This is a genomic window from Lawsonibacter sp. (assembly GCF_022777125.1).
GTDB lineage: Bacteria > Bacillota > Clostridia > Oscillospirales > Oscillospiraceae > Lawsonibacter_A > Lawsonibacter_A hominis.
The window spans coordinates 1-15,063 of sequence record NZ_JALFGV010000033.1 but is presented as its reverse complement, the minus strand read 5'-3'; the positions used below and the strand labels follow the sequence as shown (position 1 = coordinate 15,063).

The 15,063-nt window shown below is 59.7% G+C and carries 14 protein-coding genes and 1 pseudogene; 1 reads left to right on the top strand and 14 read right to left on the bottom strand.

The annotated features are described in order from the left end of the window. Position 1: 1 nt before the first annotated feature. From MR825_RS02845 to MR825_RS02800, 10 genes are all read right to left on the bottom strand, one after another. Positions 2 to 361 carry a glycerol dehydratase reactivase beta/small subunit family protein gene (locus tag MR825_RS02845; protein WP_287878704.1) on the bottom strand — a complete coding sequence of 120 codons (360 nt, stop codon included), beginning with the start codon at positions 359 to 361 and terminating at the stop codon, positions 2 to 4. A 1-nt stretch (position 362) separates the two neighbouring features. Further along, a complete protein-coding gene (locus MR825_RS02840) occupies positions 363 to 2,183 on the bottom strand; it encodes a diol dehydratase reactivase subunit alpha (protein ID WP_287878702.1) in 1,821 nt (606 codons plus the stop codon). 28 nt (positions 2,184 to 2,211) lie between these two features. After that, positions 2,212 to 2,727, bottom strand: coding sequence for a diol dehydratase small subunit (locus tag MR825_RS02835; RefSeq protein WP_287878700.1), 516 nt, complete (start codon positions 2,725 to 2,727; stop codon positions 2,212 to 2,214). 17 nt (positions 2,728 to 2,744) lie between these two features. Next, positions 2,745 to 3,404 (bottom strand): propanediol/glycerol family dehydratase medium subunit, encoded by a 660-nt coding sequence (locus tag MR825_RS02830; protein ID WP_287878698.1) that lies wholly within the window; start codon positions 3,402 to 3,404, stop codon positions 2,745 to 2,747. Positions 3,405 to 3,420: 16 nt separating this feature from the next. After that, the gene (locus tag MR825_RS02825) at positions 3,421 to 5,082 is read right to left on the bottom strand and encodes a propanediol/glycerol family dehydratase large subunit (protein WP_287878695.1); all 1,662 of its coding nucleotides are present in this window, start codon (positions 5,080 to 5,082) and stop codon (positions 3,421 to 3,423) included. 24 nt (positions 5,083 to 5,106) lie between these two features. Then, a complete protein-coding gene (gene pduB, locus MR825_RS02820) occupies positions 5,107 to 5,916 on the bottom strand; it encodes a propanediol utilization microcompartment protein PduB (protein WP_287878692.1) in 810 nt (269 codons plus the stop codon). Positions 5,917 to 5,960: 44 nt separating this feature from the next. Then, positions 5,961 to 6,239 carry a propanediol utilization microcompartment protein PduA gene (gene pduA / locus MR825_RS02815; protein ID WP_009256646.1) on the bottom strand — a complete coding sequence of 93 codons (279 nt, stop codon included), beginning with the start codon at positions 6,237 to 6,239 and terminating at the stop codon, positions 5,961 to 5,963. A 233-nt stretch (positions 6,240 to 6,472) separates the two neighbouring features. Beyond that, complete coding sequence (locus MR825_RS02810; protein ID WP_287878685.1) at positions 6,473 to 7,615, bottom strand: 1-propanol dehydrogenase PduQ; 1,143 nt, start codon at positions 7,613 to 7,615, stop codon at positions 6,473 to 6,475. A 46-nt stretch (positions 7,616 to 7,661) separates the two neighbouring features. After that, on the bottom strand, positions 7,662 to 8,729 hold the full coding sequence (locus MR825_RS02805; protein WP_287878682.1) for a helix-turn-helix domain-containing protein: 1,068 nt from the start codon (positions 8,727 to 8,729) through the stop codon (positions 7,662 to 7,664). A 38-nt stretch (positions 8,730 to 8,767) separates the two neighbouring features. Continuing rightward, positions 8,768 to 9,991, bottom strand: a complete 1,224-nt coding sequence (locus tag MR825_RS02800) for a PocR ligand-binding domain-containing protein (RefSeq protein WP_287878679.1) — start codon at positions 9,989 to 9,991, stop codon at positions 8,768 to 8,770. Between the two features lie 1,699 nt (positions 9,992 to 11,690). Between MR825_RS02800 and MR825_RS02795 the strand changes: the two genes are divergently transcribed. After that, positions 11,691 to 11,942 carry a hypothetical protein gene (locus tag MR825_RS02795; protein WP_287878676.1) on the top strand — a complete coding sequence of 84 codons (252 nt, stop codon included), beginning with the start codon at positions 11,691 to 11,693 and terminating at the stop codon, positions 11,940 to 11,942. 27 nt (positions 11,943 to 11,969) lie between these two features. Here MR825_RS02795 and MR825_RS02790 read toward each other — a convergent pair. From MR825_RS02790 to MR825_RS02775, 4 genes and pseudogenes are all read right to left on the bottom strand, one after another. Then, positions 11,970 to 12,116 (bottom strand): annotated as a pseudogene (locus tag MR825_RS02790) (KilA-N domain-containing protein); the annotation flags it as partial. A 62-nt stretch (positions 12,117 to 12,178) separates the two neighbouring features. Further along, positions 12,179 to 13,369, bottom strand: coding sequence for a M20 metallopeptidase family protein (locus tag MR825_RS02785; RefSeq protein WP_287878673.1), 1,191 nt, complete (start codon positions 13,367 to 13,369; stop codon positions 12,179 to 12,181). 16 nt (positions 13,370 to 13,385) lie between these two features. After that, positions 13,386 to 14,075: a cysteine hydrolase family protein gene (locus MR825_RS02780; protein WP_287878671.1), complete on the bottom strand. Its 690-nt coding sequence runs from the start codon at positions 14,073 to 14,075 to the stop codon at positions 13,386 to 13,388. Positions 14,076 to 14,220: 145 nt separating this feature from the next. Continuing rightward, on the bottom strand, positions 14,221 to 15,063 hold an 843-nt coding region (locus tag MR825_RS02775; protein ID WP_287878668.1), incomplete at its 5' end, for a sigma-54 interaction domain-containing protein.

The window sequence follows — 15,063 nt, the reverse complement described above, 5'->3', positions numbered from 1 at the left end:
CTCACCTCCTGTCCAGGGCCTTCAGCGGCAGCTTCTTCACAAGCCGCGCCGCATTGGCCCCCAGCGCCCGCACCGTCTCCGTACCGGAATCGGCGGGAATACGGAACAGGGGCTGCTCACGCTCCAGCTTGGAGTAGTGGAGAACCAGCGCCTGTCGGTCCAGGCCGATTCCCACCTCCAGCCGGGAGCTCCGGGCAGCCTCCCAGGCCAGGGACAGGGCGTCGCCCGTCCCGGCCGCGGCCTCCCAGGGAATGCCCTCCTCCTCCATGCCGTACTGAAGCTGCCGCAGTACCTCCTGCGGGGCGTCCTCTGCACAGCCGACATGGACGGTGGGCTTGATCCTTTCTTGGATTACGGGCATATCAGCCCCTCCCTTCCGTCAGGGAGAGCACCAGCCCGGTGGCCACCGCGTTGCGGGGGCCTTCGGTGCCGCGGATATTTCCGCGGCCCGCGACAACCTTGTACTGGGAAAGTGCGTCGGTCACCATCTGCGGAACCTCGAAGTCCAGCGCCGAGCCACCCACCAGCACCACGAACTGAATATCCCGGACATTGCCGGTGGGGCTGACCCGGGTCAGGGCCCGGATTGCGTTGGTGACGAACACCTTCTGCTTGGCCTGCTGCCGGATGAGCCGGATCTTCTCCATGCTCCAGTCGCCCTCCAGGGGGAGCAGCTTGCCCTCCTTGAGAATGACCACCTTGGCGAACAGGTTGGGGTCCAGCGGCTGCTGGAAGAACTCCACGGTGCCGTTTTCGTGGCGGATGTGGAACAGGCTCTCCACCTTGGCCAGGGGGTACTTCTTCACATCCTCCGCCGTGTCGAAGTCGGGCAGGCCCATCTCCGACTGAATCAGGAGTGTGACCATGTTGCCCGCTCCGGCCAGGTGGATGGAGTGGATCTGTCCCTCGGCGTTGATGATGGAGGCGTCTGTGGAGCCGGCGCCCATGTCCAGGATGGCCAGGGGCTTGTTGGTGCCCGGGGTGGTGAGGGCGCCGCGGATGGCCATGTCGGCCTCCACGCCGCCCACCTCGACCGGAACCCCGATCTGCTGGGCAAATTCCCGGGCGATGGCCTCCATCTGGAGGCGGTCCGCCTTAACCATGGCGGCGATACCCACGGCGTTCTCCTGAGAAAACTCGTTGGCCAGGCCGCCCTGAACCTTTTGGGGTGTGAACGTGTCGACCGCCAGCAGATCCTGGATCTTGATGTCCCTGGGGTGCTGGCTGGTCAGATTCGCCATGACCTGGCGCACCTTCTCCAGCATGCCGCCGGCGTTGGTTCCCGGCTCTCCCCGCACATCCTCCAGGCTGGGAATGGACTCCACGGCCTTCATGATCTTGTCGGCCCCGTCATCCACATCCACCTTGACGCTGCGGTTTTCCCCCAGCAGCTCGACCGTGCCGGCCGGAATTTTCCGCTCCTTCACGTCGCCGGCCGGGGTCTTGATCACCACCGCCGAGCGGTTTCCAATCAGAGCCCGGGCAATGGGCACCACCTGCCGGGTCTCGTCGGAGGACAGGCCGAACAGGGTGGCGATGCCGTAGGGGTTGGAGAGCACCTCCACCACGCCGCCCACGGCAGCCACCTCCACGGCGGAGCGCATGCCGATGGGCACCTTGTCGATCAGCGCCACCTCGTCCACGATCGGGATCTTGCAGGTCAGGCGGTTGTGAATCAGCACGCCGTCATCCCGCTGGACAATGGCTGCGGTGACCTTACGGTCCCCGGCGGTGGCCCGGTTGATCAGCCGGGCCACCACCTCAAAGTCCACCGTCCCGGGCACCACTGCAATATAGTCCTGCCCGACCGGCGCCCGGTCCAGTTCCGTGATGAGGACCGTCTCTCCCACACCCACACCTATTCCGCCGGGCGTGGCGGGGTTGTGGCCGATCATGGTGGACTCGGTGATGATGGTCTCGGTAATGGTCTCCATGGCCACATCGCCGATGACGGGGGCGGCTTCGTTCAGGCGCACCTCCGACAGGTCCTTGAGCTCCAGCCCGGCCTTCTCCAAAGCGTTGGTCAGAGAGTGGAAGATGCCGTTGATGTTCTGGCGGGTCCCCTTGATGCCCGTGGTGGGGACGGTTCCGCTGGCCAGAAAGACCGCGTGACCGCCCTCGAGCCGGGCCAATGCTGTCTCTGTTGTCGCGTTTCCGATGTCAATGCCTGCGACCAGTTTCATTTTGGGGCCTCCTGACTCTGAGGTATGATTAGAACTTCTTCAGGCGGCCGCGCTTCTCATAAACCTCGGCAGCCTCCCGAACCAGGGAAGCGGCGGTCTTGGCGCCGTACTTGCCGTCCAGCTCGCCGGCGATGTCCAGCAGCTCCTGCTTGTTGGAACGGTAGGGACGCAGGGCGTTGTATATCTCCAGTAGGCGGTCGTCGGGTACGGCGATGAGCTCGGCGGCGCGGCGCAGGTTGCCGGCGAAGGCCTCGCGGTGGACGGACTCGGCCACCTGGGCCTGCATCTCCAGAGTCTCGGGCGCGATGCGCATGTCATCGGCGGAGAGTTCGCCGTTGATGACCTTCTCATAGCTCAGAGAGGTGAAGTCCTTGCCGGTGGGGGTCTTGATCTGGTCGGCCATGCTCTCGGACAGAGGATAGTTGGCCGCTGTGACCTTGGAGCCGCAGCTGGAAGCGGCGGCGGGCGCGTAAGCGGGAGTGCTGTTCTTCATGGCGGCCATGACCTGCTCCACGATCTGCTTCATCAAAAGTTCCTGATCCATAAAACGTGCTGCCTCCTTTACTGGAACGAGACCGTAACGGCCTGCGGCTTCTTGTTGTTGTCCACCAGCTCGGTCTCCTTGATGTGGAGCAGGGCGGACAGCGCCTGATAGGTGGGGCGGGCCATCTGGTCGTTCCTGGTGGGAACCGGGGTGGGGGACTCGCCCTTGGCGTACTTGGCGGCATTCTTGCCGATCTTGCGGTAGGTGTCCAGGTCGATCAGAGGCGCCTGGGAGAACAGCTCCAGATTGGACAGGTTGGGCAAATCCTTCTGGTGGATGACCGTGGTGCCCTTGGACTGGATGCCGATACCGATGCCGGAGCCGGAGTACTCTGCGGCCACATGGGCGATGAAGGAAACGTCGGAGGTGTGGTACACCTTGATGATGCGCCACTTCAGGCCCTCCTCCTCGATACCGGCGATGATCTCGCGGAGCACCTTGTCATGGGGCAGGTCGATAATGGTCTTAACCTGCTTGGTGCCGAAGGCGGGCGCCAGGCCGATGACCACCTCGTCGGTGGCGGTGCCCTTCCGGGCCTCGCCATTCTCGGTGATGGTCAGCTTGCCCGCGGCCATGGTGACAGGCGCCGCAGCGGGGGCGGCTGTGCCGCTCACCTCGCCCATCTCCTTCAGGACCTCTTCAATTACACTGCGCAGCGTATTTTCATCAAACGTCATGACTGCTTCACCCCTCTTAGATATCTTCCGGACGGATGGCGTTTGGAATATTCTTCAGTTGGTTCCAGCGCTCCTCGCTGATCTGGTAGCCGGTCATGGGCCCGTGGTACTCGTTGGGCACGTTGACGGCGGAGAGCACGTGGAACTGCTCGTCGAAGATGGAGGCGGTGTGCAGGTAGTCGCCGGCCACCTTCTGGCGGAGCATGTTGTAGATGTTGTGGGCCACATCGGGGAAGCCGGCGCGATCCAGAGCCTTTACAAAGTCAACGCCGGTCACCTTGCGGGCCATCATATCCTCGATGGCCTTCAGATCCTCATTGACGTTGCGCTCGGGCATGTCGTTGGAGCCGTTGGCGTATGTGGCGGCCTCCACCTCTGCGTCGGTGATCTCGGGCAGGCCCAGCTCACGGAACATACCCTGCAGGGCGCGGGCGGCCTTGTTGCGGGCCTTGAGCACGTCCTCCTCGCGGACAGGCTGCAGGCCGCCGTCGATCTTCATATCGCGCTGGATGATGGTCCAGTCGTCGTAGTCCTCGGCGTCCCAGTTGGAGCCGGCAAACATGTTGTCGTAGTTCGGGGTGGCGGAGTAGCCGGAGCAGATGTAGTCGGTGCCGGAGAAGAGCTGGGGCACGGTGCGGGCCACACGGCGCAGGTCGGAGTGGGTGAAGGTCTGGTCATTGGAGGTGGTGGACTCCAGATCCAGCAGCATGGCAATCAGGTTCTCAGCGGCCACGGCGCGGATGCCGCCGGGCACACCGGCGGGCACGCCGATGCAGGAAACGGAGCCGTTCTGGGTGCCCTGCACGCCGGCGCCCTTGGTGACGGCCAGGCAGCGGGCCTCCAGGTACAGCATGCTCTTGCCCTCGGCATAGCCCATCTGGACCTCGGAGCCGGTGCCGGAGGTGAAGCGCATCTTCAGGCCGCGGCTGGCGTAGCAGCTGGCCAGGAACGCCTTAGAGTAGGGGGTGTCGTCGCCGTCCATGAACACGGGCTCGGTGCCGTAGACGGAGATGGTCTCAGCGTAGGTGGTGAAGCCGCGCATGCCGAGCTGCAGCTCGGTGGCCTCCTCCAGAGCGCACTGGGTCATGACACCGGGACGGCCCACCTGGGCGCCCACGAACAGGGCCATGGCATTGAAGGGGGCGTAACGGGCGACGGCCACGGTGGTCTCCATCTCAGCGAAGCCGCGGACGCCGGCCTCGGCGGCATCCGCCGCGATCTGGACGGGGTTATCGCGCACGTTGGTGACGTGACACTGGTTGGCGGGCATCATGCGGGCGCGCATCTTGGTCATGCCCATCATGATCTCCACGATGTTCAGCTTGCCCACGACCTCTGTCAGCTTGGCGGGGGTCAGGGACAGGGTGATATCCAGGATCTCCTTACGGGAGACATTGATGTCCACGATTTTGCGGGCGATCTCCAGGGAGTCCATGGCCATGGCCTTCTCCGCATTGCCCAGGCGGATGGCGTGGTCGGCGATAAAGGTGTCGAGCATATCGAAATCGGCGCGGCACTTGCCGTCCATCTCGGTGACGACGCCATGTTCAATCTTGATGCCGGGCTTGGGGTCGAAGGGGCTGTTCATGGCAATCAGGCCCACCTCAGGCCACTCCTGCACGTAGCCGTCCTGATTGACCGGACGGGCGGCCAGAACTTCAAAACGTTTTGACTTCATAGCTGTCTGACTCCTTCCCGGCAATTACAGAATATAGGGGGTGGTGGTGGACTTGAGCTCCACGCTGGGCTCCAGGGTCTTCAGCACCTGCATGCCCACATCGCGGGCGGCGATGATGGCCTGCTTGACGGCGCCGGAGTCGCCGGTAAAGGTCAGGATAACCTCGTTGGAGAAGCTGGTGCCACCGTTGGCGGGGGAGCTGTAGCCAACCACGTCCACAGTGGCGGCCTTCACAGCGGTATCGGCCAGCAGAACGCCGATGGCGGCGGGAGCGCCGACGGTGATGCCGAAGGCCTTGCCGATGGGAGCACCGAAGGCCTTGTTCAGGGCGTGGCTGGCGCGGGCTGTGTACTGGAACTCCAGGTGGCCGGCGGGGCTACCGTAGACGTCGCCCATGGTGCGCTCCACCTCGCGCAGGCAGACCTCAACGGCGCGGCGGGCGTCGGACACGTCCTCGGCTCCAAAGATGATCAGGGAGCCGTGGCCGGCGCCGCCCTCGGTATCACGGGGCAGCTCGATCTTCACGATCTCGCAGTTGGTGGCCTTCACCGCCTCGTCGGCGGCGAAGATCTGAGGGCCAGCGCCGGTACGGTCACCGATGATGCCGATGGAGCGGTACTTGGGGTCAATGTCCATCTTCTCGTGGATCTGGTGGTCCACGTTGGCGATAACCAGGCCGATGGTGTGCCCGATGGCGGTGCCCACAAACTCCGTCAGGTTGCAGGTTGCGCTCCCATTGCCGCAGTACGTGGCGGCGGGGGCGGAAGTCGCGTCGGACGCGCCCATCTTCTTCATGACCTCGTCCATGACCTTGCTGATCAGTTCGTCTTTCATCTATGTTCCCTCCAAACTTTTAATTTAAGTTTCCGTTATGTCGATTACGCCATGTGGGGAAGGATCTTCTCAACGTCGGTGTGGGGTCTGGGGATGACGTGCTGGGCCACGACCTCGCCCACCTTCTCGGCGGAGCAGGCACCGGCGTCCACGGCCGCCTTGACGGCGCCCACGTCGCCGCGCACCATCACGGTAACCAGGCCGGAACCGATCTTCTCGTAGCCAACCAGACTGACATTGGCGGACTTGACCATGGCATCGGCGGCCTCAATGGCACCAACCAGGCCCTTCGTCTCTACCATTCCGAGGGCTTCCTGTTGCATATTACTACCTCCTTATTGTGGTCCGCGGCGCGCCCGAAACAGCATTCGCACGCTTTCTGGCGAAATTATACCGGAAACCCTCCCCTGTTTTCTTGTCTACCATATATACTTTTTGGCCCAAAGTCCCACACCTGTTCGGAGCCTGTTTGTTTGCTTTCCCTAAAACAACGCAAAAAAGCACCCCTTCGGGTGCTTTTTTGTGAACACAGGGGGCGCCGCTTTCCTCTCCGGGATTATCCCCCTATAACCTTCTTCAAAAGGGCCTCTACATGCTCTGCCGCAGCCGGTCTGGGATTGGTCGCGGTGGTGGCGTCCGCCAGGGCGGCGGAAACAATCTCCCCGCACAGCTCCTTCACCTTGGAGGGCTCCGCCCCCCACTCCTTCAGGGAGGCCGGAATCCTCAGGGTACGGTTCAGGCCCTCCACCTCCCGCAGAAGATTGGTCACGCCCAGCCGCACACCGGGGGCCGGCAGGTCCAAAACCTTTGCCATGCGCTGATACTTTTTTGCTGCTAGGGCGTACTCGCCATCCCGGATCCGACCCAGGTCGGCGTTAAACGTAATGATATGCGACAGCAGCATAGCGTTGATGCGCCCATGGGCGATGTGGAGCTTGGCGCCGATGGCGTGGGCCATGCCGTGGTTCAGCCCCAGCCCCGCCGAGTTGAACGCCAGGCCCGCCATGCAGGAGGCATTGTGCATCTTTTCCCGGGCCAACAGGTTCGTGCCGTCCTGAAAGGCCAGCGGCAGGAAGCGGAACACCAGGGAAACCGCCTTCTCACACAGCGCGTCGGAGAAATCATTGGCTCCCTTGGATACATATGCCTCCAGCGCGTGGGTCAGCACGTCCATGCCCGCGTCGGCCGTTACCGAGGCTGGAGCGGAGACCGTAAGCTCCGGGTCCAGAATGGCAACCGGCGGACGCAGCGCCTGGCTGTCCAGCGGATACTTGATCCCCTTCACCCGGTCAGTAATCACGGCGTAGTCCGTGACCTCCGAGCCGGTGCCGCTGGTGGTAGGCACGGCGAAGCACTCCCAACGGTCCGTATCGATGTGCAGAGTCTCCTTCGCCACCGCCCGGATAGCCTTGGCCGCGTCAATGGTGGAGCCGCCGCCCACGGCGATCATTACCTCTGCGCCGCAGTCCTGAAGGGCCTGGACGCCGGCCGCCACAACCTCGATGGGGGGATCCGGCACCACGCCCTCATATACAGACACCTGGCACTGGGTCAGGTACCCTGCCACCTTATCCGGCACACCGATGCCCGCCATAAAACGGTCGGTCACAATCATGACTTTTTTGTCCTGCACCCGGCGCAGGCGTTCCAGTGCGCCCTCACCAAAAAAGATCCTAGTGCTGAAGCTGAATTCCTCCATGTTTCTCCACTCTTTCCACTGCTGCAAAGCGTCTGCGCGGCCGGTATCAGTCCGCCCCCTGCCGCCTGAGCAGCTCCGAATGGGCCGTCCGGTACTCGCTGGGCGTCACGCCCACCTTTTTCTTGAACGCCTTGCTGAAATAATTTGTCTCGTTATAGGACAACTCATGGGCGATATTGATGACCGGCATTTCCGTGTCCACCAGCATGCGCTTCGCCATTTCAATCCGGCTGTCCGTCACATAAGTAATATAGTTTTTCCCGGTCATCCGCTTAAAGAGCTTGCTGAAATAGCACGAACTCATATTGGCGTACTCTGCCGCCTCATCCAGGCTGACCCCCCGTCTGATACTCCGGTCAATGTAGTTCAGGATCTTCTGTTCACCGTCCACCTCGTAGAACCCGCTCTTCTCCATAGCGTCAAAGATTGTGTCCAGCATCCGGACAATAAACTCATAGGTTGCGTATTTCCGCTCCTGCTGGTCAAAGCGGACCCGGAAGTGCTCCAGACTTCCCGACAGCTTCCACTGGGTGGTCCTGCTGAACGGAATTCCGGCTTTCGCCACCCCCTCCGCAAAGCGGACCGCACTCGTACGGATAACACCCTTATTATCAGTACTTTGATAGAGCAAATCAAGGTATTCTCTTGCGGCATCGGTGCACTTTTTATACCGGAATCTCTGCAGGTGCTCCGTCAGGCGCCTCAGGTAGACCTCCTGCTGGTCGGCGCCGCACCCGCCGTCGCATTCCTTACGCACCAAGGCCCGCACCGCGGCCAACAGCCACGCAGGCCGGTGCGGCTTCAGCAGATAATCCCGGACGCCAAGGCGCCAGACATACCCTGCGATTTCCTCCTGCGTCCCCACCGATGTGACTAGGATCGGGGTGCCCGGGGCAGTCTTTCGCGCCGTGGTGATCATATTGCAGTGGGCCACGTCAAACCGTTCAACATCCGCAATGAAGAGATCCACTGCTCCGCTCTGAAGCTGGTAGATGGCCTGCTCCGCCCCGGCTGTGAGTATGATTTCCGCCTCAGCCCCCAGCCCGGAGCGCAGAATATCCCCTGTAATACTCTGCTCCAACTCGGTTTCAATCAAAACCAGAATCTGCACCATGCGGCAGCTCCTTCCCGTTTACGGCACTCTTGAGTCTGCTATCCGTTCCGCTCCAGCGGCAGATAAAAGCTAACCGCAGTGCCGGCCCGCCCGTCTCTCCGCCGGTTGACCATCAGGCGGTATCCCCCTCCCAGCGTCTGCTTCAGCAGGCGGTCCACCCCGCCTGTATGAAAGTACCCCTCTTCCGCCGCCCCAGACAGCTCCTCCGTCAGCTCCTCCACCGAGCGGCTGGTGTCATTACTGAGAATCTGAAACAGCAGCCTGCCGTTCTCCTCCTCCGCATAGAAATCCAGCTTCCGAGGCTCCGCAGCCTCTGTGCCCACCCCCTCTAGAGCACACTCCACGATGGGCTGCAGTACCATAAAGGGACAGGATACCTGCTGGTACTGCTCCGGGACAGAAATAGTATAGGCTAACTTATCCCGAACCCAAGCTTTCCGTATCCGAAGAAGCGCCCCGATATAGCTCAGTTCTTCCCCCAGAGTGGAAATTTTTTGCTCCGTCCCCACTGCGTAACGCATCATGTCTGCAAAATCGTATGAAACCGCCTCTGTTTTCGCCGCCTTCTCCTCATAGGCCAGCTTTGAGATAATGTTCATGACAAAAAAGAAGTAGTGGAGCTCTGTCCTGCGGCGGGCTGTACTGCTCTCCTGCTTCTGCACCTGCTTTTCCAGATCCAGACGGGCCGCCCGCTCCTCCGAGAGCTGCTTTTCCTTTTCTCTCAGGACTCCATCCGCCCCCTGTCCAGTCCGCCTTTCCACAAATGTCACGATGATGTCGCGCAGCAGCCTTACGGATGCCTCTACCTTTTCATAGGTGACGACCTCCAACTTCTGGTAAGCCTCCTCCCATTCCTTATCCCTTTTCCAATTGGGACGCTGGGGAAGGATATGCTCCAGCTCCCGCTCACTCTCCTCCTGCAGCCGTACCTGCCCGCCCAGTACCGCTCCCATATAGCTTCCATTGACAATGAGGGGAACCGCGAAATCCACCAGGTTGGCGTGGCAGCGGTAGATGTACGGCTGTCCGGTGATCGCGGCGTGAAGTCCGCCGTGCGCGTCGCACTGCTCACACATCTCTGCAAATCCCTTTTCCTGCCTCCCCAGCACGCAGTGAGATGTAAAGCCGCTGTATTTGGTAATAGGTATGCCTTTGTAATCCACCGTGATAAATGCAAGGCCCATCGCTTTTGAGCAGTTATCCTGGATGCTTTGCAGCAGGTCCAGATCAATAAAATCGGACACTTTTCTTGCGTCCTCCATGCCCCTCTATCCTCCTTCTCAAATTTCCGTTCCGGCCCATCTCTCGGTGCAGACAAAGGGTTTTGCGCTACCGGATGTCCGGTAGCGCAAGTGGGTCCCCACTTGCGCGCCAGCCATATTTTTTCTCTATTATAACAAAAAAGTCCATTTTAGCAACATCCTTTTATCCAAATTATTACTTTTTTGGGAAAAACGTACGGAAGCCCGCTATGTATCTTAATCTGCTGTGTTTATTCCAGACAATCCAGGCAAATCTGTGTAACCGCACCGAGGGCCTGAACCACATCCTCTACCGCACCCCACCGCTCCCCGCTCAAGCAGAAGATACCGGCTGAGCACCAGGCAGAGCACGTTCGACAGAAACCCACGGGTCAGGTGTTCGTAGAACCCGCCCGATCTCTGATAAATCAGCTTCGCATCCTGTCTCCAGACCTCAGTAAAGTGCTCCACAAATGAGTGGTAGAACTCCAGCAGGTTGGAGAGGAGATAGGAGGGGAAGATGCGGCGCACCTCTTCCGATGGGAACAACCGGAAACACGTTGGACGTATGCAGATCCCCATGTATCAGAGTCTCTCCCCGGGTCATAAATTCGTGGCGCAGCTCGCAACAGCAAGCCCTGATCTTTCATCCCGCTCGATAAGCTGTTTGAGCACGGGGTTCCATTATGGGGAAGGCAGGGTGCATCCCGCAGGAAAACCCAGTTTTCCATGATCGACCGCATATCGCTGTTGCGGAAGCAGGTGGAGAGTCTTCGGAATAGGTCTGCTTCCAGATAAAACTCCGAGCAGTAGAAGGTGCTTGCCGCAACAAATTCCCCCACCTGCTCCGCCAGTCTGGGAAGCATGACCCCCGAGCAGAGCAGCTTCCGAACCTAGGCGAGATTGGACACATCCTCCATCAGAAAAATTGCGTTCTTCCAGTCCGCATAATAGGTCTCCGGCGTATACTGGAGCACAATGGCATGACGGAGCCGGAGCGTCTCATACTCCTGCCGGTTCCGCCATGCGGCAGAACTATTTTATCATTCTTCCGGCTGGCGGAACGCCCCTGCTTTACGATGACAAACTGCTTCCCGTTGGAAAGCCGAAATATATGGTTGATCAGCCCGCCCTCATCCGGTTCCAGAGGCTTCTCCTCTCCTTCCGGTGCGCCTATGTACTGGATATCAACCGGTCCCGATTGGTCAAACGCGGGGTAATGGCTACGCAGATAGGTAAAAATCTGTTCTTCCTCTAAAATCCACATCTGCGCATCACCCCCATTTATGTGTTCTGTTATCAAAATAGCACCGAACTGGCACTGCCACAATGGAATATTTCGTCCTGGCACCCTATTTTTCTGCCATGGTAGGCATAATTTCGGCCATCTAATTCCAGTCGTGCATGGCGTCCTTCTGCTAACTAGCACTCTCCAGTACATGCATAATTGCCGCGTCCATGACTCGACTCCAGTGCTCAGGGCCGTTATAACTGTGCTCTTCAGCGGTTCCAAGCCCTGACCGCTTTAAAAATCCAAGTGTGGGAAATGCAAAAAGATACCCGCCAGAATCTATGGATTCCGGCGGGCTCCTGAAAAAGAGCTCCAATCTGGATATTTTTGTTAGGACAAATCTATCCTTTCGCTTAACAATACTTTTGCGCCGTACGAGCGTTTTGTCGTAGGCAAACCTTGATACTGGCAACATTAATGATCTTGTCCATGTCCTGCATCTACCTGCCCCTCCAGCATCTCAATCCTGTGATCCTGCGTGAGTACCTGCATCTGGCTGATGGCAATAGCATTGAGTCTTGCCAGCCGTTCCGCCTAGGGCATCCTTTCACTGATAAATACGGCGTTCAGGTTTTCTTTGATCGCATCGGCGTGAATACGGTTGTTAATTTTGGCCAGATTTTGTCTGTTGTATCAATCCGTTTCTGTTTATATATCACAAAACTGTTCATCTCGGCCTGACTCCTAAACGCATCGAATTCGATGCGTTTAAAATCCGGGGCTGCAGGGGGACTCCCAAACACCCAGAAACTCAATCGTCTTTCGGTTCCGCATCCAGTTCCGGATGATATATCTTGGGCTATCGTTGCCCTTTACGTTTGCAATATCGGTCAGACTGATATAGCCGTCCCGCTCACTATCCCAAACAGCTTCAAGGGTACGGCCGACGTGTCAGTGGAGACGCGGTGATTCCGTTGTCACATGAGCTTATCAGCACCGCACAGGGCCAATGCAATGGCTGTGTGACATGCCATCCCCACGGGGATGCACGCCTCGTCAGGTGTAAAATCGGCGGCGTGGAGACCTCCCCGGTCCTCACCAGGGGTGCCGCAGCCCAGAACCAGCATGACACCGGGCACCTGCTCTTGGAAGTAGGAGAAGTCCTCTGAACCCAGGTTAGGCCGCGGTAGCCAGGTCACGCCCCCCACTCCCTCCAGCGCATTTTCCACGGCGGCAGCGGCCTGTCTGGTCAGGGCTGGGTCGTTGCAGACCGCCGGGAAACCGGCGGTGAACTCTACCTCCACCTCGGCCCCCAAAGCCTGGGCCGTACCGGTGCAGATGCGCTGAATTCGCTCCCGATACAGGGCCTTGGTATTCTTGTCCAGGCAGCGGAGCATCCCCCTTAGCTCTGCATGGTCAGGGATGATGTTATTGGTCTCACCACCCTGGATTTTGCAGATGGAACAGGTTGCCACTTCAAAGGGGCTGATGGCGCTGGACTCGATACTCTCCAAGGCCGTCAGGATATGGGCCGCCACGGTGATGGCGTTGACACCCTCCTGAGGGGTGGATGAGTGGGCGGAGACTCCGTTGACCCGGATGAGCAGCTCATCGTCTGTGGCGGAGAGGTATCCCTCCCGCAGGCCTACCATCCCTGCCGGCAAGTCAGGCAGCACATGGAGTGCAAACACCGCCTCCACCTCCGGTGCGCGGAGTACACCGTCCTCAATGACGCACCGCGCACCGCCGTTGGCCTCCTCCCCCGGCTGAAAAATTAGTTTGATCGTCCCGCACAGCCGGGAACGAAGTTCTGCCAGAATGGCCGCCGTCCCCAGCAGAACAGACGTGTGGATATCGTGACCGCAGGCATGCATTACCCCGCTACGCACCGAGGCAAAGGGCAAGCCGGTCTGCTCCAGCACTGGCAGGGCATCTATATCCGCCCGAAAGGCCACCACCGGACCTGGCCGTCCGGTCTCCAGGGTACCCATCACGCCGGTACCGCCCACGTTACGCCGTACGGAGTAGCCCATGGACTCCAGATGCTCCGCCACAAAGCTCGCGGTTTCAAACTCCTCAAAGCTCAGCTCTGGGTGGCTGTGCAGGTGCCTGCGCCACGCCACAGCCTGCGCCTCATAGGCTTTGGCCAATTCCCAACCCCGTTTCATGTCCCTATCCTCCCCGCTACAGCCGCGCCAGCAGCTCCTCCGTGGTCTCGGCGTTGGCATAGATCCGCCGGATGCCCTCTAAGGCATGCTCTGTACGCTCCGGACTCATGGCCGCCGTGGCATCCTCAATTAAATCTACCGCATAGCCCAAATCCGCCAGATCCCGTACCGACGTACTGACGCACTGATCCGTGTAGAAGCCCACTATAATGATATTTTTGATTCTCAAGTTGCGTAGGATCCGATCCACCGGTGTGCCCACGCAGATACCAGAACATGTCTTACGCAAGACAATTTCTCCCTCCTGCGGCAGGGCCGGGGCAATAAATTGTGTGACCGGGTTGGACGGCGGATAGCACATGCCTGCTGTTGCGTGGAGGCGGCCTGTGTCTGCCCCGTCAGGCAGGTAGGACTCAATCTTTACATGGATGGGACGGATTCCCTTCTCCCGGCACGCCGCGAGCACCTTCCCGATGTTGTCCAGCACCCGGCTCACATAGGCGTCCAGCTCGTTCAGTGCTGGCATCAGGGGGGCCAGGTCATATCCCGCCGCCTGATAGGCCGCCATATAATAATCCTTGGTCAAGCAGTTTTGCACATCGATCAGGATCAGAGCAGTATCCTCCGGGGATACCGGCACCGGATTTGCATAGACAGCGGAGCCGATGCTCTCATAGTACGCTCTAGCCATTTCATTCAGGTTCATGCTACGTTCTCCTTTCTGTGCGTCGTTCAGACGCTCTATTTTTCTTTTTGCAAATCTAGTGCCAACTTTTTAGGCCTTGCGGGACAGGGTTTTACCCCACATTATTTCCGTTTATGCAAACAATTGCAGCAATATATTACTGCAATTATTGTCCAATTCCCAGCCGTTTGCACTTATAGTAGAGCGTCCGCAGGGGCACCCCCAGCTCATAGGCAGCCCGGTTCTTGTCTCCGCCACAGCGCTCCAGGGCCTGCCGAATGCAGGTGCGCTCTGTTTCCTCAAGCGTCTCTGCCAAGGTAACCCCCGCCGCCGGGGGAGCCGGTCTCTCTCGGCGGTGGGGCCCGCCGCCCAGCACCTGGTCAAAATCCTCGCAGGTCAGCACGGTCTGCTCCTCTGGGATGCGGATGAGCACCTGCGTAACCACATTTTCCAGTTCCCGCACATTGCCCCGCCAACTCTGGTGCTGGAGCAAAGCCACTGCCTCCGGCTCCAGAGTCTCCGCCCGGCGGTGATAAAGTTCCCCATAGCGTACCAGCAGATAGCAGACGATGGCCTCCAAATCTCCCGGCCGCTCCCGCAGGGCGGGCAGCCGGATAGGGAATACGTTGCATCGGTAATACAAATCCTCTCGGAACTTCCCCGCCGCCACCATGGCCTCCAGGTCCCGGTGTGTGGCACTGATGATCCGAACGTCTACCGGCAGAGGCTCCGTACCGCCTACCGGGGTGATCTCATGTTCCTGGAGGGCCCTCAGCAGCCGAACCTGTACCCGGGGGGATATGTCACCGATCTCATCCAGAAATAGAGTCCCCCGATGTGCCTTCTGAAACAAGCCCACCTTTCCCTCTCGCCGGGCACCGGTAAAGGCCCCGCCCACATAACCGAACAGTTCGCTCTCCAATAGCTCTTCCGACAGGGCGCTACAGTTCACCGTGACGAGTCGCTCCCGGCGGCGGTTACTGTAATTGTGGATGGCCTGGGCAAAGAG